Here is an 18,755-nt window from a genome sequence, read left to right as displayed (position 1 = left end):
TGTTTCCCAGCAGCGCTGCGTTTTCAGCAGCAGAGAAGCGAGATTATGAACCGTGTTTCGCAGCTCGTCAACAACTTTCTGAACGACTTCGTTTTAAAGAGCATGTCTGCGAGAAACTCCGCGTTTCCCAGCAGCGCTGCGTTTTCAGCAGCAGAGAAGCGAGATTATGAACCGTGTTTCGCAGCTCGTCAACAACTTTCTGAACGACTTCGTTGCGACTGCGGGGCCCATCTTCCTGCGCCGCCGCGGCTCGTTACCACCGAACCCCAACAGCACCGCTTCCCTTCCTCCCGCGCCGCGTTTCCGTTAGCGCGAAAGAGGCGTGATTCTAAGCAGCTCGCGGCATTCGCGCAAGGGGCTTGCAGCAACTTTTTTACGCAATTCGGCCGTCCGGCCATGCGTCGGCACCAGACCGCTTATGGTGCAAAGAACGGACTAGAATGTGAGGTTCTTCGCCTCTTTCTATATACGTCTTTAATATGCGCCAGCGAATCGCCAAACGCCTTCCCCCCGATGCCGACAAACTGGTCGGTCTGTCACTTGCGCTCTTCGCGTCGGGCAGCCGCATCGAGGATCGCTTCTGGGAAGCGAAGCTCGATGCGCTGCTCGCCAAGATTGTCCGCAACGGCAATCAGACGACGCTCGATGCCGCGCTCGACCATCTTCAACAGAATCATCCCGACGCCTACGGCGCGCTCGCCGACATGGCCGAGACGCACAGCGAGTCGATGGTGATCGAACACGACGGCCAACCGTACGATGCGCTGCTGGTCGCCGTCCCGGTTCTCGCCTGGACGCGCTACATGATTCCGTCCGGTCCGCTCAAGGGCGACGTTGCCGACGCGTTGCGAACGCACCTGCAGGCGCACGTGCTGGCGAACGGCACGCTCGTCGGGCTCGCCCCATTCCTCTACAGCATCGACCAGTTGCCGCGACACCATGTGGAAACCTACCGGCTCGCCCAGCAGCTCGCACATGCGGCGATCGGCCAGCACACCCCGAAGCTGAGCTTCGGCGACCTGCCGGAAACTTCGCCGATCCTGGCCGATCCGCGCTTCCTGCTGGCGGTCGTCGCCGCGCCTGCCGGCTCGCCGCTGTTCCGCTGGCAGGAAGAAGAAAACGGCAGCCGTATCGAGCGTGGTCAGTGCCTCGAACAATGGGCCGCACAGGGCGGCCCGAACCTGGCGATCGCGCTGCCTGGCTGCGAATTCGAATGCCTGCTTCCGGACGCGTACTACTCGGCCTGCCGCGATGCGGACGAACGCGTGCGTCCGCACACCGTCCGAACGGCCATTCGTTATCTATTCGACACACTTGGTGCAGCGCCGCAAGAGCTGCGCGCGGTGGTCGCCGGCTTCGGCGAACGTCGCATCGACGAGTATCGCGTCGGCTTCACGCGGCGTGCCAGCAACGACGTGATCTATGGTGTCGTGTGGCCGCTCTACGGCCGTGAAAACGGCGACGTATCGATCGATAGCGCGACGCTCGAGGGCGAAGCGCCGATCGAAGGACCGCTCGAGGAAATCGTGAGCCTGCTGAAAGAATGCGGCGTAACCGACGTCCGGCGGCACGCGGGCCGTTTCGAACCCGAATACTGCGACGACTGCGGCGTACCGCTTTACGCCGATCCGCTCGGTGAAATCGTCCATGCGGAAATGCCGGAAGACGCGTCGCCCGCCCAACCGCACTTTCACTGATCCACCCCGCAGGCCCCGACAGCCTGCCCCGCCCAAAGCCGCTTCCGGTGACCACCGGAGCGGCTTTTTTCTTGTCCGCTGCCCCGCCGCCCAAAATTTCGAACTTTTCCTAAGCCTTTCAGCCAAGCAGACATCGTGTAAGGTCTTTGTCATTATCGGGGCCAGCTTATACCCAACGGCAATCAATGACCCACCTTATGGAGGTTGAATATGCGGTTCTTGGTACTTAACTCAGACGCCGAACGGCGTGACGGACTGAAGACCCTGTTGCGGCAGATCGACCGGCACGCCAGCATCAACGACGCGCCTGACGGTTTCCAGGCACGCCGGCTGCTGCGCACCCAGCGTTTCGACCTCGTCGCGATCGACTGGCTGGACGTGGGCCGGCTCAGCGAGCTTCAGGCGCTCGGCAACGCATGCTCGCCGACACCGGTCGCCGTTCTGGTCGACGACATCTCGCCCGAAGCCATCCAGCGCTTCTTCAATTACGGCGTCGCGGGCGTCATCCCGCATTCCACGCGGCCGCACCTGATCGTGCGTGCGCTCGAGATCGTACTGCTGGGCGGACACTACATTCCGCCGATCGCCCTCAGCCTGCTGCCGTCAACGGCAATGGCGCGCCACGACGCCCATTTCCAGACGCTCGCCGGCTCGCTTCCACGGCGCCCGCCGAGCGGACTCCTGTCGCCGCGCCAAGCCCAGATCATGCGGTTCGTCCACATGGGCAGCACGAACAAGATGATTGCCCGTACGCTCGGCATCAGCGAAGGCACCGTGAAGATCCACCTCGCGAGCATCTTCCAGCAGCTCGGCGCCGCAAACCGCGCCGCCGCGGTCGCGATCTACAACGGCTGGCTGTCGCCCCATCTCGAGGTACTGCTGGCGAACCGCAATCGCGCCCGCAAGCTGGCCATCGGCGAACACGGCCCCGCTCCGCTGCGAACACAACGGCATGACCGTCCGTACCCGTTGCCTATCGCCAACGCCGGCACACAGGACCTGCCGCTCGCCGCCGAGCCGCCGGCACGGTTCCGGCGCGGACGCTAGGCCAACAGTCTCGATATTGCGACGGTCGGGCATGTGCAGGCTCCCACCTTTGATGCTCAACGAGTAATATGGACGCATGGGTTTTCTTTTCACACCGCTTCCGCTCTGGGTTGGCATCGGTGGCTGGATCGCCGCCGTGGCCCTGCTCGCGCTCGCGATGTGGAATCGCCCGTTCGTACGCCTGCAGGACGCCACGCTTCAGCACGTGTGGCTCGCGCTCGTCACTGCGATCACGGTCCTGTGGGCCTCGAACGCATGGCTCGAAGATGGCATCGTCATGCATCTGCTTGGCGCAACGCTGCTCGTCACGCTGTTCGACTGGACACTCGCACTGGTCGCGATGGGCGCCGTCACGGCGATGGCCGCAGTGATATTCGACGCGCCGTGGCAAGGCGTCGGCCTGACCTATCTGGTCTACGGTGCGCTGCCTGTCGGCGTGTCGGCATTGCTGCAACGCGCCGCGCTCGCCTGGCTGCCGCACAACCTCGCGTCATTCATCACCGGACAGGGCTTCCTGTCGCCCGCCATCGCGATCGTCGCGGTCGCCGCCGCGGCGGCCGGTGTTCAGCTCGCGCTCGCGGACGGCGTGCCCGTCGTGATTCCGGCCGGCTATTTGCTGAACACCGCGCTGCTCGCGCTCGGCGAAGCATGGTTCACCGGCATGGCAACGGCACTCATCGCCGTCTATCGCCCCGCGTGGGTCACGACCTTCGACGTCCGCCGCTACCGCCTCGGCGGCCCGCGCGCCTGAATTTCCTCCGGATCGGCTCCACGCATCTGCGTGCCGGGGCACTTTCCGCGGCGCGCGCCGAGTACGTCGCCTACTGCCGCACAACTTTTTTACGCTAAGATTGAACTCCTGTTCTTCATCGGGCCTCTATACGTGCCCGATGTCTCCTTCGCTCCTCACCAATAACCAGATGGACAGCTCACCTGCCTCGCTCCGGATTTTCCGGGCGCTCGGCAAGCTGGCAGCCTGTATCGCGGGCCTGTCGCTTGCGCTTCCCGCGCCGGTATTTGCCGACCTGCTCGACCAGCGCTCCGAACTGATCAACAAATTCGTCAACGAGATGCATGCCGATCCGCTCGCCGCGGATTGTGCGGCGCACGGCAGCTTCATCGCCAGCACATCGACGGCGTTCGACCGCGTGGACTTCGCGCCGAACGCATTCGACAGCGGCAACGCGACGATCACGCCGTGGAACGACTCGTTCGACCAGGGCAAGCAGCGCGTGAAAGTCGACAACATCGTCACCGTCGACGGGCTCGGCATCCACAGCAACGGCAGCGATCCGACGCCGCTGAAGTTTCGCTGCGGCTATGTCGGCCAGCAAATGCTTGCGTTCAGTTGGAACGACCCGGTTCCGCCGCTGAAGCCGCGCGTCGAGCGCTCGTCGTCCTCGACGAAGAAGTTCAAGGGCAAGTCGCACCGCGGCAAAGCCAAGGCGAAGGCATCGGGCCGCACCGGCAGCAAGAAGGCCGTCTCGACGAAGAAATCAGGCGGCCAAAAGAAAGCCGTGAAGAAGAAAACCGCGAAGAAATCCTGATACGACGGAGCGGCAACGACAGCAGCAAAAAGCCGGCGCATCTCGCGATGCACCGGCTTTTTTCATGCGACGACGGCAGCGCCTACGCGAACGTGTCGACGTGCACCAGGATCGCGGCGAGCATCGCCGCGCCGAGCGCCGCGCTGCGCTCGCCGTTCCAGCCGACGCGCTCGTCGGGGAGGTTCGCGTTGTCCTTGAACGGCATTTCGAGCGTCAACGACAGGCAGCCGAACTGGTGGCCGATGTACTTCGACGCGAGCTTCAGCGCATCTTCCTTGTACTTGCTCGCCGCGTAGCCATGCTCGGTCTGGAAGTCCGGGCTCGCGACCTTGAACGCTTCGATGAACGCGGCCTGCTCCTTGCCCTGCTGCTCGGTAAAGCTCGGCAGCATCTCCGAGCCGGCGACGAACACGTACGGCAGATCCTCGTCGCCGTGAATGTCGAAGAACATGTCGCAGCCGATCGCGTGGATCGCGTCGCGCACGGCCAGCACTTCGGGGCTGCGCTCGGCATCGGGCGCCATCCACTCGCGGTTCAGGTTCGCGCCGGCCGCATTGGTGCGCAGGTTACCGTGCACGCTGCCGTCCGGATTCATGTTCGGCACGATGTAGAACGTCACGCGATCGTAGACCTTGCGCGCAACCGGATCGCCGGCCCAGTCGCCCCATCCGGCCAGCCGTTTGACCAGCCCTTCGACGAACCACTCGGCCATCGACTCGCCCGGATGCTGGCGCGCGATGATCCACACCTTCTTCTTCGGCGCGCCGTCGAGTTCCGGCGTGCCGAGCGTCAGCAGCGACATCGGACGGCCTTCGACCGTGCGGCCGAGTTCGACGACGCTCGCCCGAGGCAACTGCTGGACCGCGCCGAGAAACGCGGCGTGACGCTCTTCCGAGTACGGTTCGAAATACGCGTAGTAGATGCTGTCGAACTCCGGCGTATGGTCGATGGTCATCGTCTTGCCGTCGAACGTCGTCGGCACGCGGAACCAGTCGACGCGGTCATAGCTCGCCACCGCGTGGTAGTTGCGCCAGCCCGACGGATACGCGCATTCGGCTGCGTTCTCGAACGTCATCACGCATCGCTCGCCGCGTGCACCCGTCAAGCGGTAGTAAAACCATTGCGCGAATTCCGAACGATTGTCGCCGCGCACGCGCAGCCGGATTGCGTCGGGGCTGTCGCACGACACGACGTCGATTGCGCCTGCGTCGAAATTACTGGTGATCGAAAGGGCCATCTGTCCATCTCCTTTGTCGACCGGCGCTGGCGCTTCAGCGCTTACGCCGGTCCCATGCAAAGCGGTCGACCGAAGCAGGCGGTATGTCGCCGGTCCGGCCTCACGCATGCGCCGACCGTCTCGCGAACGGCCGGCAGGTCACTCGCCGACGCGCCGGCGATATACGTAAGTCGAATCGTTCGACGCAGCCGCATCGAACGCATAGCCTTCGGTGGCGAATTCCTTCAGCGCCTTCGGGTCGGCGATACGGTTCTCGACGACAAAACGCGCCATCAGGCCGCGCGCGCGTTTCGCATGAAAACTGATGATCTTGTAGCGGCCGCCCTTCCAGTCCTCGAATACCGGCGTGATGACCGGTGCGGCCAGCAGCTTCGGCTTGACCGACTTGAAGTATTCGGTCGACGCGCAGTTGACGAGCACGCGCGCCGCGCCGCTGCGCGTCTCGAGTTGCTCGTTCAGCGCCCGCGTGATGCGATCGCCCCAGAACGCATACAGATCCTTGCCGCGCGCGTTCGCGAACCGCGTGCCCATCTCGAGCCGGTACGGCTGCAGCAGGTCGAGCGGACGCAGCAGCCCGTACAGGCCCGACAGCACGCGCACGTGATGCTGTGCATAGTCGAGATCGGCGGACGACAGCGATTTCGCGTCGAAACCCTCGTAGACGTCGCCGTTGAACGCCAGCACAGCCTGCTTCGCGTTGGCCGGCGTGAAGGTCGGCGACCAGTCGGCGTAGCGCTGGAAATTCAGGCGCGCGAGCGGATCGGAGATATCCATCAGCGTCGCGATGTCCTGCGGCGACAGCTTGCGCAGGCCGTCGATCAACTCCGACGCATCGTCGACGAATGCAGGCTTCGTGTAAGACTGGACGTGCGCGGGCGTGTCGTAGTCGAGGGATTTGGCGGGAGAGAGAACGATTATCATAGAGGCTCGCTGGCACGCCGTGCCTTGCGGTCAGACGAAAACCACCGATTGTAACGAATGACCCGCTCTCTCGCCCCGCATGCCGCACACCGCGTCGTGCTCGACTCGAACGTCTGGATCGACATTCTCGTATTCGACGACCCCGCCACGCGCCCGATCCGCGCCGCGCTGGAGCACGGCACGCTGGCCGCCGTGATCGACGGCCGCTGCCTGACGGAACTCGAATACGTGCTCGACTATCCGCAGTTCCAGTCGCGCGCGATCGACAAGGCGGCCGCGCTCGCGACCGTCGCCCGGCTCGCGAGCCTCGTCGAACCGCCGCCCGTCGACGCCGGCGCGCCGCCGCTGCCGAAGTGCAAGGACCGCGACGACCAGAAGTTTCTCGAACTCGCGCGCGCCGCGCACGCCGATTGGCTCGTGTCGAAAGACCGCGCGCTGCTGAAGCTCGCGAAGCGCACCGCCCGCGACTTCGGTTTCCGGATCGCGCAACCCGCGCCATTTGCGCAAGCCTGCGCACTCGACGCCGCGCCGCCCGTCACGGCGACGCCGGCCTGACGCACCTCACCCGATTCCGACCGTATCGATGAACGCTCCTTCAGATATGCCAACGACACCCGTTTTCCCCTCGCGCCTGCCGAACGTCGGCACGACGATCTTCACGGTGATGAGCGCGCTTGCCGCCGAAAAAGGGGCGGTGAACCTCGGCCAGGGTTTCCCGGATTTCGATTGCGATCCGCGCATCGTCGATGCGGTGGCCGCCGCGATGCGCAACGGGCACAACCAGTACCCGCCGATGGCCGGCGTCGCGCCGCTGCGCGACGCGATCGCCGACAAGATCGCGCAGGTGTACGGCCGGCGCTACGATCCGGCCGCCGAAATCACCGTGACGGCCGGCGCGACGCAGGCGCTGCTGACGGCAATCCTGTGCGCGGTGCATCCGGGCGACGAAGTGATCGTCGTCGAGCCGACCTACGACAGCTACCTGCCGTCGATCGAGCTCGCCGGTGGCAAGCCCGTGTTCGTCACGCTGGAGGCGCCTGACTACGCGATCCCGTTCGACCGTCTCGCGGCCGCGATCACGCCGAAAACGCGGATGATCCTGATCAACACGCCGCACAACCCGACGGGCACCGTGTGGCGCGAGGCGGACATGCGCAAGCTCGAGGACATCGTGCGCGGCACCAACGTGCTGATCCTGTCCGACGAGGTCTACGAACACATGGTCTACGACGGCGCGCGCCACGAGAGCGTCGCGCGCTATCCGGAACTCGCCGCACGCAGCTTCATCGTGTCGAGCTTCGGCAAGACCTATCACGTGACCGGCTGGAAGGTCGGTTACGTCGCGGCGCCTGCCGCGCTGACCGCTGAATTCCGCAAGGTCCACCAGTTCAACGTATTCACGGTGAACACGCCGATGCAGATCGGGCTCGCCGACTACCTGCGCGACCCGACGCCGTACCTGTCGCTCGCCGGCTTCTATCAGCAAAAGCGTGACTTCTTCCGGGCCGGCCTCGAGCGCACGCGCTTCAAGCTGCTGCCGTGCACGGGCACGTACTTCCAGTGCGTCGATTACTCGGCGATCAGCGACCTGCCCGAAGCGGAATTCTCGACGTGGCTCACGTCGGAGATCGGCGTGGCCGCCATTCCGGTGTCGGCGTTCTATCACGAGCCGCACGAATCGGGCGTCGTGCGCTTCTGCTTCGCGAAGCGGGAAAGCACGCTCGCATCCGCGCTCGAGCGGCTCGCCCGCCTGTAAGCCCGCACGGGGGCGGCCGCACGCCGCCCTTCGGGAAACGCGGTTACGAACGCGCGACGTTCGCCGCTTCGACATACGCCTTGCGCTCGGCTGCCACGCGCTGCGCGGCAGGGCGTTCACTCACCGTCTTGGCGTGCGCCTTCCAGTCGATGCCTGCATCGAGCAGGAAGTCGCGGCCGAATATGGCCTTCGTCGCCATCCCGATCACCGGCAGATGAACCCATGCGGCAATGTCCGCGAGGCCGAACGACTCGCCGAGCACATACGGCGAAAACCGCGTCATCTGCTTGAACGCATCGATCGCGCGCGGCAGGCGCTTCTCGACGTGCGCCTTCATCCCGTCGCTGACCTTGCCGCCGAAAAACGCTTCCGTGTACACCTCGCGCGCCACCCATTCGAGATACAGCTCGAGCGTCTCGACCAGTTCGCGCACCTTCGCCGCCGCGAACGGGCTCGCGGGCAAAATGCCTTTCTCGGGATAGCGCGCCGCCAGGTATTCGATGATCACCTGGGACTCGAACAGCGCACCCTCTTCGGTCTTCAGGAACGGAATCTTGCCGAGCGGCGAATCGGCGAGCTGCACCGGATCGCTGACCGGCAAAGCGCACACCGACTCCTCGAACGGTATATCGTGCTCGAGCAGGACGAACTTCACCTTGTTGTAGTAGTTGGACAACGGAATACCGCACAGCTGTAGCATCGGAGTCTCCTTCGTTGCTGGAGCACGGCCGCATCGACGCCGGCCGCCTCGAGATTCATCGCGCCGAAAAGCACGTTCGTGCTAGTCTAAAGCAAGTTTTTCGTCCGTCACGACAACATTACATCCGCTGCGGCGACGGACCTCGCTGTTCACGCGACACACTCGGCGTCGCCGCGCCACCCGATGGAGACACACTCGCATGAGTGCTGAACTGCTGGCCTCGCGGCCACCCGAGAGCGATTCGACGCTCGTCCTCACGCTGTCCAATCCCGGTGCGCGCAACGCACTGCATCCCGACATGTATGCGGCCGGCATCGAAGCCCTCGCCACCGCCGAGCGCGATCCGGCGATTCGCGCCGTCGTGCTGACGGGTGCCGATCGCTTCTTCTGCGCAGGCGGCAACCTGAACCGGTTGCTCGAGAATCGCTCGAAGGATCCGTCCTTCCAGGCCGACAGCATCGATCAGCTCGCGGCATGGGTCACGGCGATCCGCGCGTCGACGAAGCCGGTGATCGCGGCCGTCGAGGGCGCCGCGGCCGGCGCCGGCTTCTCGCTCGCGCTCGCGTGCGACCTGATCGTTGCCGCACACGACGCGAAATTCGTGATGTCGTATGCACGCGTCGGCCTGACACCCGACGGCGGCGGCTCGTGGTTTCTCGCCCGCGCGTTGCCGCGTGCGACCGCCGCCGAGATCCTGTTCGAAGGCAAACCCGTTGCCGCGGAACGCCTGCACGCGCTGGGCGTCGTCAATCGGCTCGCCGCGCCTGGCACGGCGCTGAGCGACGCACTGGCGTGGGCCGACACGCTCGCCGGCATCTCGCCGAACGCGCTCACGCGCATCAAGTCGCTGCTCGACGACGCCACCGCCCAACCGCTGGACGCGCACCTCGGCACCGAGCGCGATCATTTCGTCGCGTCGCTGCATCATGCGGACGGGCTCGAAGGCATCAGCGCATTTCTCGAGAAGCGCCAACCGCGCTACAAGCGCTGATCCACCGCGTCCCGACGCCACGCCACCGCGTCCATCCGGTGCGGCACGTCGACGCCGCGAGCACCGCCGGCGACGCTCGCCGGCCCGGCTGCGCATGCCCGCCGGCACGGGCGTTTCCGCCACCGGCAGCCCGCGCCGATCCATGCTCTAATGACCGCCTGTCGCGGCGCCGCCGGCGCCGTTTTCGCGCATGCCACACAGGAGTTGACGATGATCGACGTCTATAGCTGGGCGACCCCGAACGGCCACAAGGTGCACATCATGCTCGAGGAAACGGGCCTCGCGTATCGCGCCCATCCGGTCGATATCGGTGCAGGCGACCAGTTCGAGCCCGCGTTCCTGAAGATCAGCCCGAACAACAAGATCCCCGCGATCGTCGATCCGGATGGCCCCGGCGGCCAACCGATCTCGCTGTTCGAATCGGGCGCGATCCTGATCTACCTCGCGGAGAAGACCGGCAAGTTCCTGCCGACCGATCCGGCCGCGCGCTATGCGACGCTCGAGTGGCTGATGTTCCAGATGGGCGGTGTCGGCCCGATGCTCGGGCAGGCGCACCACTTCCGGCTGTATGCGCCGGAGAAGATCGAGTACGCGGTCAACCGCTACACGAACGAAGCGAAGCGCCTGTACAACGTGATGGAAAAGCGGCTCGGCGAATCCGAGTATCTCGCGGGCGACACGTATACGATCGCGGACATTGCGACGTTCCCGTGGACGCGTTCGTGGCGGAACCAGGGCATCGAGCTCGACGCGTTGCCGAACGTGAAGCGCTGGCACGAGGCGATCGCCGCGCGACCGGCCGTGCAGCGTGGCGTCGAGGTACTCGCGTCGATGCGCAAGGCGCTGCAGGACGACAAGGCACGCGAGGTGCTGTTCGGCGCAACGCAATACGCGAAGCACTGACACGCAGGGTGGACGCAGCGGCATCCGCGCATGCCGCTGCGTGCTTCAGAAGTAATGCAGCGTGATGAATTCCGCCGCGCATACCGGCAGCGGCGCGTCGGGACGCTCGATCTGCATCGATACCGACCACGTCACCTGAATACCGCCGCGCGCGGCGTCGGCGATTTCCTTCACCGCGAACAGCGCGCGCACGCGCGCCCCGACCGGCACCGGCTTCAAGAACCGTACGCGGTTGAGCCCGTAGTTCACGCCCATCTTCTGCTCGAAGCGCATTGCGTCGGTCATCAATGCAGGAATCAGCGACAGCGTCAGGAACCCGTGCGCGATGGGCCCACCGAACGGCGACTCGCGCCGCGCGCGTTCGGGGTCGACGTGAATCCATTGGTGATCGCCGGTCGCGTCGGCGAAACCGTCGACGCGCGGCTGGTCGATCTCGATCCAGCCGCTCGCGAGCGGCTCCGCGCCAACCCGCGCCTGCAGCGCCTGCGCGGACGCGATCAGCGGCAAGGTCACGTCGGTCATGCGTTCGCGCCTGCCGGATGGCGCAGCCCGAAAATCACCTTGGTGTGCACGCTGATCACCGTCTCGCCGGCTTCGTTCACGCCGACCCATTCCGTCGACACGATGCCGCGATCGGGCTTGCTCTCCGACACGCGCTTGTCGTGCACCTTCTGGTACATCGTGATCGTGTCGCCGGCGCGCACCGGCTTCAGCCAGCGGATCGAATCGATGCCCGGCGAGCCCATGCTGGTCGAGTCCGGCCCCAGCTTCTGGACCAGCAGGCTCATGAACACCGAACACGTATGCCAGCCGCTCGCGACGAGCCCGCCGAAGTGCGATGCCTTCCCTGCTTCCTCGTCGACATGGAACGGCTGCGGATCGTAGCGCTGCGCGAACGTCTTGATGTCGTCGGGCTCGAACGTGTAGCGGCCCACTTCGGTGGTACTGCCCACCACCAGATCTTCGTAACTGATGCCCACTGATAAGTCTCCTTGTCTGGCGCGCTCGCGCGTCGCCGTCATGCTACGTCGGTCTGCGCGAAATCGGGCAGCGCCGCGAGGCGGGCGAGGTGATGATCGGTATCGCCGAGCGTCGTCTCGATGATCGACAGCCGCTTGAACAGGTGCGCGGCGGCCACCTCGTTGGTCACGCCCATGCCGCCGTGCAACTGGATCGCCTGCTGGCCGACGAAGCGCGCGGCCGATCCGACCCGCGCCTTCGCGGCCGACACGGCCTTGCGCCGCGCATCGGCATCGCCGTTCGCATAGCGCACCGCCGCGAGATAGGTCAGCGAACGCGCCTGCTCGGCATGAATCAGCATGTCGACCATCCGGTGCTGTAGCGCCTGAAAGCGCGCGATCGGCACACCGAACTGCTCACGCGTCTTCGTGTATTCGACCGTCGCGCGATTCAGCTCGTCGAGCGCGCCAACCGCTTCCGCGCATAGCAGAAAGGTCGCGTAATCGGCAATCTGCTCGAGCGCCGCCGCGTCTCGCGCCCCACCCGTCAGGAGTCGGGCCGGCGTGTCGTCGAACGTGAGCGTCGCGGCACGCTGGCCGTCGATGGTCCGGTAGTCGACCACCTTCGCGTTGGCCGCATCGCGTTCGACGACGAAGAGGCCGATACCGCCGCCGTCGACACGCGCGGGCACGATCCAGACGTGCGCCTGGGCGCCGTGCTGAACGACCGACTTGATCCCGGTCAGCCGGTACGTGCCGTCCTGCTCGCGCGCGCGCGTGTCGAGTTCGTACAGGTCGTAGCGCGCCTGCGGCTCATGGAACGCGACCGCCACGCGCTTTTGTCCTTGTGCAATCGCCTCCAGCAGCGCGGCGTCGTCGCCCGCGCCGGAGCCGGCGATCCGCAACGCCTCGACGCCGACCGCCGTGGCCCAGTACGGCTCGATCACGAGCGCGCGGCCGAGTTCCTGCATCACGACCAGCATGTCGACCGGCCCGCCGCCGAAGCCGCCCTGGGCGTCCGGCACCGGCAACGCGGTCAATCCGAGTTCGGTGAATGCGCTCCACTGCGCGTCGGACACACCGGTATCGCTGCGCACGATCGCCTGACGCGCCTCGAAGCCGTATTGCTCGCCGAGATACCGGCGCAGCGCATCGGCGAACTGCTGCTGCTCATCGGTAAAGCTGAAATCCATGGTTGTCTCCGTTCCCTGATCACAGCCCCAGAATCATCTGCGCGATGATGTTCTTCTGGATCTCGTTCGACCCGCCGTAGATCGACGTCTTCCGGTAATTGAAGTAGTACGCGGCGAGCGGCGCCGCATCGTCGTCGCCGGCGATGCTGTGCTCGCGCTCGCCGGCGAGGAACGGCACGTCGAACGGTGCGGCCAGCGGGCCGATCGCTTCGACCATCAGCTCGGTGAGCGCCTGTTGCACCTCGGTGCCCTTGATCTTCAGCATCGACGCTTCGGGGCCCGGCCCCTTGCCGCTCGTCTCGCGGCTGACGACGCGCAGCACCGTCACTTCCAGCGCCATCAGCTCGACCTCGAGCGCCGCGACCTTCGCGGCGAACACGGGATCGGCGAGCAACGGCTTGCCGTTCTTGCGCTGGTTCGACGCGATGCGCTTCAGGAACGCGAGCTCCCGCTTCGACGCGCCGACGCGCGCGATGCCGGTGCGCTCGTGGCCGAGCAGGTATTTCGCGTAGGTCCATCCGCGGTTCTCGTCGCCGACGAGGTTCTCGACCGGCACCTTCACGTCCTCGAAGAACACCTCGTTGACCTCGTGGTCCTCGTCGAGCATCACGATCGGGCGCACCGTGATGCCGGGCGTTTTCATGTCGATCAGCAGGAACGAGATGCCTTCCTGCTTCTTCGCGGCCGGATCGGTGCGCACGAGGCAGAACATCATGTCGGCGTACTGGCCGAGCGTGGTCCAGGTCTTCTGGCCGTTGACGACGTAATGATCGCCGTGGCGCTCGGCGCGCGTGCGCAGCGATGCGAGATCGGACCCGGAACCCGGCTCCGAATAACCCTGGCACCACCAGTCCGAGCCGTCGAGAATGCGCGGCAGATAGCGGCGCTTCTGCGCTTCGCTGCCGTATTTCATCAGGACCGGCGCGACCATCGACACCCCGAAAGGCAGCACGGTCGGCGCACCGATGCGCGCGCACTCCTCGTCCCAGATGTGCCGCTGCGTCGCGTTCCAGCCCGGGCCGCCATATTCGACTGGCCAGGCGGGCGCGGACCAGCCGCGCTGGCCGAGAATCCGGTGCCAGCTCGCGAAATCCTCGCGGTCGAGTCGTTTGTGATCGAGTACCTTGGCGCGCAGTGCGTGAGGCAGGTTGGCCTCGAGCCAGGCGCGGACGTCGGCGCGGAACGCGTCGTCGGCGGGGGAATAATCCAGATCCATGCGCAGTGTCTCCTGTCGACCCGAGTTAACGCTTTAGCGCCTGCTCTGATCTCATGCAAAGCTGTCCGCGGCCGTCCCCGGCCAAGGACACACTGCGTACGTCATTGCAGCGGTTCTTTCAGCGCGGCAGGAATCGGCAGCGGCATCACGTCGATGCCTTCTTCGAGCAAGGACTGCGCATCCTCCGGCGTCGTGACGCCACGAATGCTGCGTGCCGGCGCCTCGTTGTAATGAATGCGCCGCGCTTCCTCGGCGAAGCGCTCGCCCACGTTCTCGGTCTTCTCCAGCACCTCGCGCAGCGCGCGCATCACCTGCGCCTGCAGCGCACGCGGATCGGCCGGCTGCGGCTGCGTCGCGCCCGACAGGTTCAGGCGCGGCGCCGACGGCATCCGGTTGATCTCCGTCGTTCCGCACACCGGACATTCGACCAGCTTGCGGGACAACTGCGCTTCGAATTCATCGGCGGAAGCGAACCAGCCTTCGAACCGATGACCGTGCGGACACTGTAAATCGAGGACCTTCATGCTGAATCAGGGCGTGTGACGAGTGTAGCGCAAAAAGCGGTTTTGTGAACGATCGTGCTAAATCCGGATTGCGCAGCGCGAACGCACTGCGTCGCCAGATTGTAACGCGGCGCCCCGGCCGCCGCCGACGCCGCGCTCAGGGCGTGACGACCGGGCCGAGCGGCCACGTGCCGGACAGCACCTTGTCGAGCCACATGGTGCCGATGATCGTCTTCACGTCGGAGATCTGGCCCGTGCGCACCCACTCCTGCAGGTCGTCCAGCGTCGCGGTGAAGGTTTCGAGGAATTCGCCTTCGTCGAGCTTGCGCTCGCCGGCCGTCAGCCCGCGCGCGAGGTACAGGTCGATGAATTCGGTCGAATAGGAAATGATCGGATGAATGCGGGCCAGGAACACGTACTCGCGCGCCGTGTAGCCGGTTTCCTCGCGCAGCTCGCGCGCCGCGCACGCGAGCGCGCCTTCGTTCGGATCGAGCTTGCCGGCCGGGAATTCGGCCATCACCTTGCCGATCGGATAGCGGAACTGGCTCTCCATCAGCACGCGGCCGTCGTCGAACAGCGGGATCACCATCACCGCGCCCGGATGCTGCACGTATTCGCGCGTGGCTTTCTTGCCGTCCGGCAGACGGACGGTATCGCGCTTGAGCTTGAGGAACGCGCCTTCGAAGATCGCCTCGCTCTCGAGGCAGGTTTCGGTCAGTGCGGCGTCGTGATTGGGTAGTTCGGCCATCGGCGGCTCCTGGATGAGCACGACGGACGGCCGAAGCCGTCAGCGTCGTTTGACGAGATATTGGAACGTGAAGCCGGGAAACGCGAACACGACGAAGAGACTGAACGTGATCGCGTAAAACTGCCAGCCCTGTTCGAAGCGGTTGCCGGCGCGCGACTCGAGCCAGAAGCCGAGCGCGCCGACGATGAAGTACAGCACGATCAGCTCGCCGATCCGCACCCACGCACTCTTCTTCGTCGCGCCGAACGGCACGACGGCGAAGAGGCGTTGGTTCAGGAACGGCAGGTTGGCGCATACGAGCGCCAACAGCACGATGAACCAGCCGGCTGCCGACATTACAGCGGCAGCGTGTGGCGGATTGCCTGCAGGCAGGCGGTCAGCAGCGGGCTCGGGATCAGGCCGAGCACGACGACGGCCAGGCCGTTCAGCACGAGGATCGTGCGCTTGCAGAAATCGCCCGAGATCGGCGTCGAATCCTGCGGCGCATCGAAGTACATCAGCTTCACGATGCGCAGGTAGTAGAACGCGCCGAACAGCGACGTGATCACGGCCAGCACGGCCAGCCACGTGAGGCCTGCGTTGACGGTCGCCTCGAGCACCGCGAGCTTCGCGTAGAAGCCGACGGTCGGCGGAATGCCGGCCAGCGAGAACATCATGACCATCATCACGAACGCGAACACCGGGCTGCGCTTGTTGAGGCCCTTGAAGTCGTCGATCGTTTCGGCTTCGAAATCGCGGCGCGCGAGCAGCATCACCACGCCGAACGAGCCGAGCGTCGTGATCAGATAGACGATCGCGTAGAACATCGCCGAGCTGTAGGCGTTCGCCGGCGCAGCCGCGTCGCCCTTCACGATGCCGGCGAGCAGGCCGAGCAGCACGAAGCCCATGTTCGAGATCGCCGAGTACGCGAGCATCCGCTTGATGTTGCGCTGGACGATACCGGTGATGTTGCCGACGATCAGCGACAGCGCGGCGAGGATCACGAGCGCGGTCTGCCAGTTCTGGGCGAGCGGCAGCAGGCCCATCACCAGGAAGCGCAGGCCCCACGCGAACGCGGCAACCTTCGGACCGCCGCCGACGAACAGCGTCATCGCGGTCGGCGCGCCCTGGTAGACGTCCGGCACCCACATGTGGAACGGCACGGCCCCGAGCTTGAACGCGATACCGGCGACGATGAAGATCACGCCGAACATCAGCACGGCCGCGTCGGTGTTGCCGCCGACCGCCTTGTACACTTCGCCGAGCTCGAGCGAGCCGGTCGCGCCGTAGAGCATCGAGATGCCGTACAGCACGAAGCCCGATGCGAGCGCGCCCAGCACGTAGTACTTCATCGCGGCTTCGCTCGACTGCGCGGCGTCGCGGCGCAGCGCGATGACCGCGTACAGCGACAGCGACATCAGTTCGAGACCGAGGTACAGCGTCAGGAAGTTGTTGCCCGACACCATGACCAGCTGGCCGAGCAGCGAGAACATGCCGAGCAGGAACACGTCGCCGCGGAACATGTCGCGGTCTTCGAGGTACTTGCGCGAATAGACGAGCGAGACCGCGAAACCGAACGACACGACGGCCTTCATCATGCTCGCGAACGAGTCGACGACGACCATCTTCGAGAAGAAGTAGTACTGCTGCGGGTCGAGCGCCTGGACCGCGAACCACACGCCGGCGACGACCGACGAGACGACCGCGATCAGATAGGTCAGGCGGCGGCCGGACGCACCGGTAAAGGTGTCGTTCAGCCATGCGACGACGATGGCGGCCAGCACCAGCGCGTCAGGCAACAGAACATTCATAGGGGCGTTTTGCATGATCTTGAGTTCCTCCGCTCGCGATTACTGGGCCAGCGGCAGCTTCGACTGCGCGACGTGGGAGAGGAGGTTTTCCACGGAAACGTGCATCACGTCGGTGAAAGGCTTCGGATACAGGCCCATCAGCAGCGTGAACGCGGCGAGCACGGCCAGCATCAGGAATTCACGACGGCCGATGTCCGTCAGCTTGGCGACGTGATCGTTCGCGACCGCGCCGAAATACACGCGCTTGTACATCCACAGCGTGTAGGCCGCGCCGAGAATCAGCGTGAACGCCGCGCCGAATGCGATCCAGAAGTTGTACTGGACGGCCGCGAGAATCACCATGAACTCGCCGACGAAACCGGACGTACCCGGCAGGCCGCAGTTGGCCATCGAGAACAGCATCGCGAACGCCGCGAACTTCGGCATCACGTTGACGACGCCGCCGTAGTCGGCGATCTGGCGCGAGTGCACGCGGTCGTACAGCACGCCGATGCAGAGGAACATCGCGCCCGACACGAAGCCGTGCGAGATCATCTGGACGATCGCGCCTTCGACGCCGAGCTGGTTGAAGATGAAGAAGCCGAGCGTGACGAAACCCATGTGCGCGATCGACGAATACGCGACCAGCTTCTTCATGTCGGCCTGCACCATCGCGACGAGACCGATGTAGATCACCGCGATCAGCGACAGCGTGATCACGACGGGCGCCAGGAAGTGGCTCGCGTCAGGCGTGATCGGCAGCGAGAAGCGCAGGAAACCGTATGCGCCGAGCTTGAGCATGATCGCCGCCAGCACGACCGAGCCGCCCGTCGGCGCTTCCACGTGCGCGTCCGGCAGCCACGTGTGCACCGGCCACATCGGCACCTTCACCGCGAACGCGAGGAAGAACGCAATGAACAGCAGGATCTGCGGCGTCATCGCGATCTTCGCGTTCTGCCACGTCGCGAGGTCGAACGAGTGCGTTTCCGTGTACAGGTAGATCAGCGCGACCAGCATCAGCAGCGAGCCGGCCAGCGTGTACAGGAAGAACTTGAACGCCGCATATACGCGGTTCGGGCCGCCCCACACGCCGATGATGATGTACATCGGGATCAGGGTCGCCTCGAAGAACACGTAGAACAGCAGGCCGTCGGCCGCCGAGAACACGCCGATCATGATCCCGGACAGGATCAGGAACGCCGCGAGGTACTGCGCGACGTTCTCGGTGATCACTTCCCAGGCGGCGATCACGACGATCACCGTGATCAGCGCGGTCAGCACGACGAACCACATCGAGATGCCGTCGACGCCGAGGTGATACGCGATGTCGAAGCGCTGGATCCACGTCGACTTCTCGACGAACTGCAGCGCAGCGGTGCTGGAGTCGAAGCCCGTGATCAGCGGGATCGTGACCGCGAGACCGAGCAGCGCGCCGATCAGCGCGACCCAGCGAGCCGTCCCCGGATTTTTGTCGTTACCCACCGCCAGCACGAGGAGGCCGAAAACGATCGGCAGCCAGATCGCGGTACTGAGAATCGGAAAAGCGTGCATTAGTGTTGTCTCCCCGC

The 18,755-nt window shown here is 65.1% G+C and carries 20 protein-coding genes; 8 read left to right on the top strand and 12 right to left on the bottom strand.

What is annotated here, in order from left to right:
• Positions 1–479 precede the first annotated feature (479 nt).
• From KPB06_RS12980 to KPB06_RS12965, 4 genes are all read left to right on the top strand, one after another.
• The gene (locus KPB06_RS12980; RefSeq protein ID WP_060010291.1) at positions 480–1,697 is read left to right on the top strand and encodes a DUF2863 family protein; all 1,218 of its coding nucleotides are present in this window, start codon (positions 480–482) and stop codon (positions 1,695–1,697) included.
• Between the two features lie 210 nt (positions 1,698–1,907).
• Positions 1,908–2,744 carry a response regulator transcription factor gene (locus KPB06_RS12975; RefSeq protein ID WP_059583567.1) on the top strand — a complete coding sequence of 279 codons (837 nt, stop codon included), beginning with the start codon at positions 1,908–1,910 and terminating at the stop codon, positions 2,742–2,744.
• 76 nt (positions 2,745–2,820) lie between these two features.
• Positions 2,821–3,495 (top strand): energy-coupling factor ABC transporter permease, encoded by a 675-nt coding sequence (locus KPB06_RS12970; protein ID WP_059583569.1) that lies wholly within the window; start codon positions 2,821–2,823, stop codon positions 3,493–3,495.
• Positions 3,496–3,634: 139 nt separating this feature from the next.
• Positions 3,635–4,291, top strand: a complete 657-nt coding sequence (locus KPB06_RS12965; protein WP_059583571.1) for a BspC domain-containing protein — start codon at positions 3,635–3,637, stop codon at positions 4,289–4,291.
• Positions 4,292–4,373: 82 nt separating this feature from the next.
• On the opposite strand, the gene KPB06_RS12960 is transcribed toward KPB06_RS12965, so the two are convergent.
• A complete protein-coding gene (locus KPB06_RS12960; RefSeq protein WP_275905616.1) occupies positions 4,374–5,528 on the bottom strand; it encodes a M14 family metallopeptidase in 1,155 nt (384 codons plus the stop codon).
• Positions 5,529–5,666: 138 nt separating this feature from the next.
• Positions 5,667–6,449 (bottom strand): peroxide stress protein YaaA, encoded by a 783-nt coding sequence (gene yaaA, locus KPB06_RS12955; RefSeq protein WP_059583575.1) that lies wholly within the window; start codon positions 6,447–6,449, stop codon positions 5,667–5,669.
• Between the two features lie 57 nt (positions 6,450–6,506).
• On the opposite strand from yaaA, the gene KPB06_RS12950 reads away from it, so the two are divergent.
• Complete coding sequence (locus KPB06_RS12950; protein WP_059583577.1) at positions 6,507–7,004, top strand: putative toxin-antitoxin system toxin component, PIN family; 498 nt, start codon at positions 6,507–6,509, stop codon at positions 7,002–7,004.
• Positions 7,005–7,032: 28 nt separating this feature from the next.
• Positions 7,033–8,205 carry a pyridoxal phosphate-dependent aminotransferase gene (locus KPB06_RS12945; protein WP_059583579.1) on the top strand — a complete coding sequence of 391 codons (1,173 nt, stop codon included), beginning with the start codon at positions 7,033–7,035 and terminating at the stop codon, positions 8,203–8,205.
• Positions 8,206–8,248: 43 nt separating this feature from the next.
• On the opposite strand, the gene KPB06_RS12940 is transcribed toward KPB06_RS12945, so the two are convergent.
• A complete protein-coding gene (locus KPB06_RS12940) occupies positions 8,249–8,905 on the bottom strand; it encodes a glutathione S-transferase family protein (protein ID WP_059583581.1) in 657 nt (218 codons plus the stop codon).
• A 199-nt stretch (positions 8,906–9,104) separates the two neighbouring features.
• Between KPB06_RS12940 and KPB06_RS12935 the strand changes: the two genes are divergently transcribed.
• Positions 9,105–9,896 carry an oxepin-CoA hydrolase, alternative type gene (locus tag KPB06_RS12935; RefSeq protein WP_059583584.1) on the top strand — a complete coding sequence of 264 codons (792 nt, stop codon included), beginning with the start codon at positions 9,105–9,107 and terminating at the stop codon, positions 9,894–9,896.
• Positions 9,897–10,106: 210 nt separating this feature from the next.
• Positions 10,107–10,799: a glutathione binding-like protein gene (locus KPB06_RS12930; protein ID WP_059583763.1), complete on the top strand. Its 693-nt coding sequence runs from the start codon at positions 10,107–10,109 to the stop codon at positions 10,797–10,799.
• Positions 10,800–10,844: 45 nt separating this feature from the next.
• On the opposite strand, the gene KPB06_RS12925 is transcribed toward KPB06_RS12930, so the two are convergent.
• The 9 genes from KPB06_RS12925 to KPB06_RS12885 form a co-directional block, all read right to left on the bottom strand.
• Positions 10,845–11,321, bottom strand: a complete 477-nt coding sequence (locus tag KPB06_RS12925; protein ID WP_059583586.1) for a MaoC family dehydratase — start codon at positions 11,319–11,321, stop codon at positions 10,845–10,847.
• Entirely contained in the window at positions 11,318–11,779 is a 462-nt protein-coding gene (locus KPB06_RS12920) for a MaoC family dehydratase (protein ID WP_059583588.1), read from the bottom strand. Before KPB06_RS12920 ends, KPB06_RS12925 begins: the two co-directional genes overlap by 4 nt.
• A 38-nt stretch (positions 11,780–11,817) precedes the next feature.
• Entirely contained in the window at positions 11,818–12,951 is a 1,134-nt protein-coding gene (locus KPB06_RS12915) for an acyl-CoA dehydrogenase family protein (RefSeq protein ID WP_059583590.1), read from the bottom strand.
• A gap of 19 nt (positions 12,952–12,970) precedes the next feature.
• Complete coding sequence (locus tag KPB06_RS12910; RefSeq protein ID WP_059583591.1) at positions 12,971–14,167, bottom strand: acyl-CoA dehydrogenase family protein; 1,197 nt, start codon at positions 14,165–14,167, stop codon at positions 12,971–12,973.
• A gap of 101 nt (positions 14,168–14,268) precedes the next feature.
• The gene (locus KPB06_RS12905) at positions 14,269–14,691 is read right to left on the bottom strand and encodes a DUF1178 family protein (protein WP_059583593.1); all 423 of its coding nucleotides are present in this window, start codon (positions 14,689–14,691) and stop codon (positions 14,269–14,271) included.
• Between the two features lie 136 nt (positions 14,692–14,827).
• Positions 14,828–15,418 carry an NUDIX domain-containing protein gene (locus tag KPB06_RS12900; RefSeq protein ID WP_059583595.1) on the bottom strand — a complete coding sequence of 197 codons (591 nt, stop codon included), beginning with the start codon at positions 15,416–15,418 and terminating at the stop codon, positions 14,828–14,830.
• A gap of 39 nt (positions 15,419–15,457) precedes the next feature.
• Entirely contained in the window at positions 15,458–15,754 is a 297-nt protein-coding gene (locus tag KPB06_RS12895) for a DUF2818 family protein (protein ID WP_059583597.1), read from the bottom strand.
• Entirely contained in the window at positions 15,754–17,208 is a 1,455-nt protein-coding gene (nuoN, locus tag KPB06_RS12890; RefSeq protein ID WP_059583598.1) for an NADH-quinone oxidoreductase subunit NuoN, read from the bottom strand. Before nuoN ends, KPB06_RS12895 begins: the two co-directional genes overlap by 1 nt.
• 39 nt (positions 17,209–17,247) lie before the next feature.
• Complete coding sequence (locus KPB06_RS12885) at positions 17,248–18,738, bottom strand: NADH-quinone oxidoreductase subunit M (RefSeq protein ID WP_059583600.1); 1,491 nt, start codon at positions 18,736–18,738, stop codon at positions 17,248–17,250.
• Between the last annotated feature and the right edge of the window lie 17 nt (positions 18,739–18,755).

The organism is Burkholderia semiarida, from assembly GCF_029268935.1.
Taxonomy (GTDB): domain Bacteria; phylum Pseudomonadota; class Gammaproteobacteria; order Burkholderiales; family Burkholderiaceae; genus Burkholderia; species Burkholderia semiarida.
Note: the sequence above shows the minus strand (reverse complement) of the source record. Positions and strands in the feature narration are given on the sequence as shown.

Coding starts and splice junctions, on each gene's coding strand:
- KPB06_RS12940 (WP_059583581.1), bottom strand. CDS start 8,905: ATGCTACAGCTGTGCGGTATTCCGTTGTCCAACTACTACAACAAGGTG.
- KPB06_RS12980 (WP_060010291.1), top strand. CDS start 480: ATGCGCCAGCGAATCGCCAAACGCCTTCCCCCCGATGCCGACAAACTG.
- KPB06_RS12910 (WP_059583591.1), bottom strand. CDS start 14,167: ATGGATCTGGATTATTCCCCCGCCGACGACGCGTTCCGCGCCGACGTC.
- KPB06_RS12965 (WP_059583571.1), top strand. CDS start 3,635: ATGTCTCCTTCGCTCCTCACCAATAACCAGATGGACAGCTCACCTGCC.
- KPB06_RS12895 (WP_059583597.1), bottom strand. CDS start 15,754: ATGTCGGCAGCCGGCTGGTTCATCGTGCTGTTGGCGCTCGTATGCGCC.
- KPB06_RS12930 (WP_059583763.1), top strand. CDS start 10,107: ATGATCGACGTCTATAGCTGGGCGACCCCGAACGGCCACAAGGTGCAC.
- KPB06_RS12945 (WP_059583579.1), top strand. CDS start 7,033: ATGAACGCTCCTTCAGATATGCCAACGACACCCGTTTTCCCCTCGCGC.
- KPB06_RS12925 (WP_059583586.1), bottom strand. CDS start 11,321: ATGACCGACGTGACCTTGCCGCTGATCGCGTCCGCGCAGGCGCTGCAG.
- KPB06_RS12970 (WP_059583569.1), top strand. CDS start 2,821: ATGGGTTTTCTTTTCACACCGCTTCCGCTCTGGGTTGGCATCGGTGGC.
- KPB06_RS12935 (WP_059583584.1), top strand. CDS start 9,105: ATGAGTGCTGAACTGCTGGCCTCGCGGCCACCCGAGAGCGATTCGACG.
- KPB06_RS12900 (WP_059583595.1), bottom strand. CDS start 15,418: ATGGCCGAACTACCCAATCACGACGCCGCACTGACCGAAACCTGCCTC.
- KPB06_RS12960 (WP_275905616.1), bottom strand. CDS start 5,528: ATGGCCCTTTCGATCACCAGTAATTTCGACGCAGGCGCAATCGACGTC.
- KPB06_RS12950 (WP_059583577.1), top strand. CDS start 6,507: ATGACCCGCTCTCTCGCCCCGCATGCCGCACACCGCGTCGTGCTCGAC.
- KPB06_RS12975 (WP_059583567.1), top strand. CDS start 1,908: ATGCGGTTCTTGGTACTTAACTCAGACGCCGAACGGCGTGACGGACTG.
- KPB06_RS12915 (WP_059583590.1), bottom strand. CDS start 12,951: ATGGATTTCAGCTTTACCGATGAGCAGCAGCAGTTCGCCGATGCGCTG.
- yaaA (WP_059583575.1), bottom strand. CDS start 6,449: ATGATAATCGTTCTCTCTCCCGCCAAATCCCTCGACTACGACACGCCC.
- KPB06_RS12885 (WP_059583600.1), bottom strand. CDS start 18,738: ATGCACGCTTTTCCGATTCTCAGTACCGCGATCTGGCTGCCGATCGTT.
- KPB06_RS12905 (WP_059583593.1), bottom strand. CDS start 14,691: ATGAAGGTCCTCGATTTACAGTGTCCGCACGGTCATCGGTTCGAAGGC.
- nuoN (WP_059583598.1), bottom strand. CDS start 17,208: ATGAATGTTCTGTTGCCTGACGCGCTGGTGCTGGCCGCCATCGTCGTC.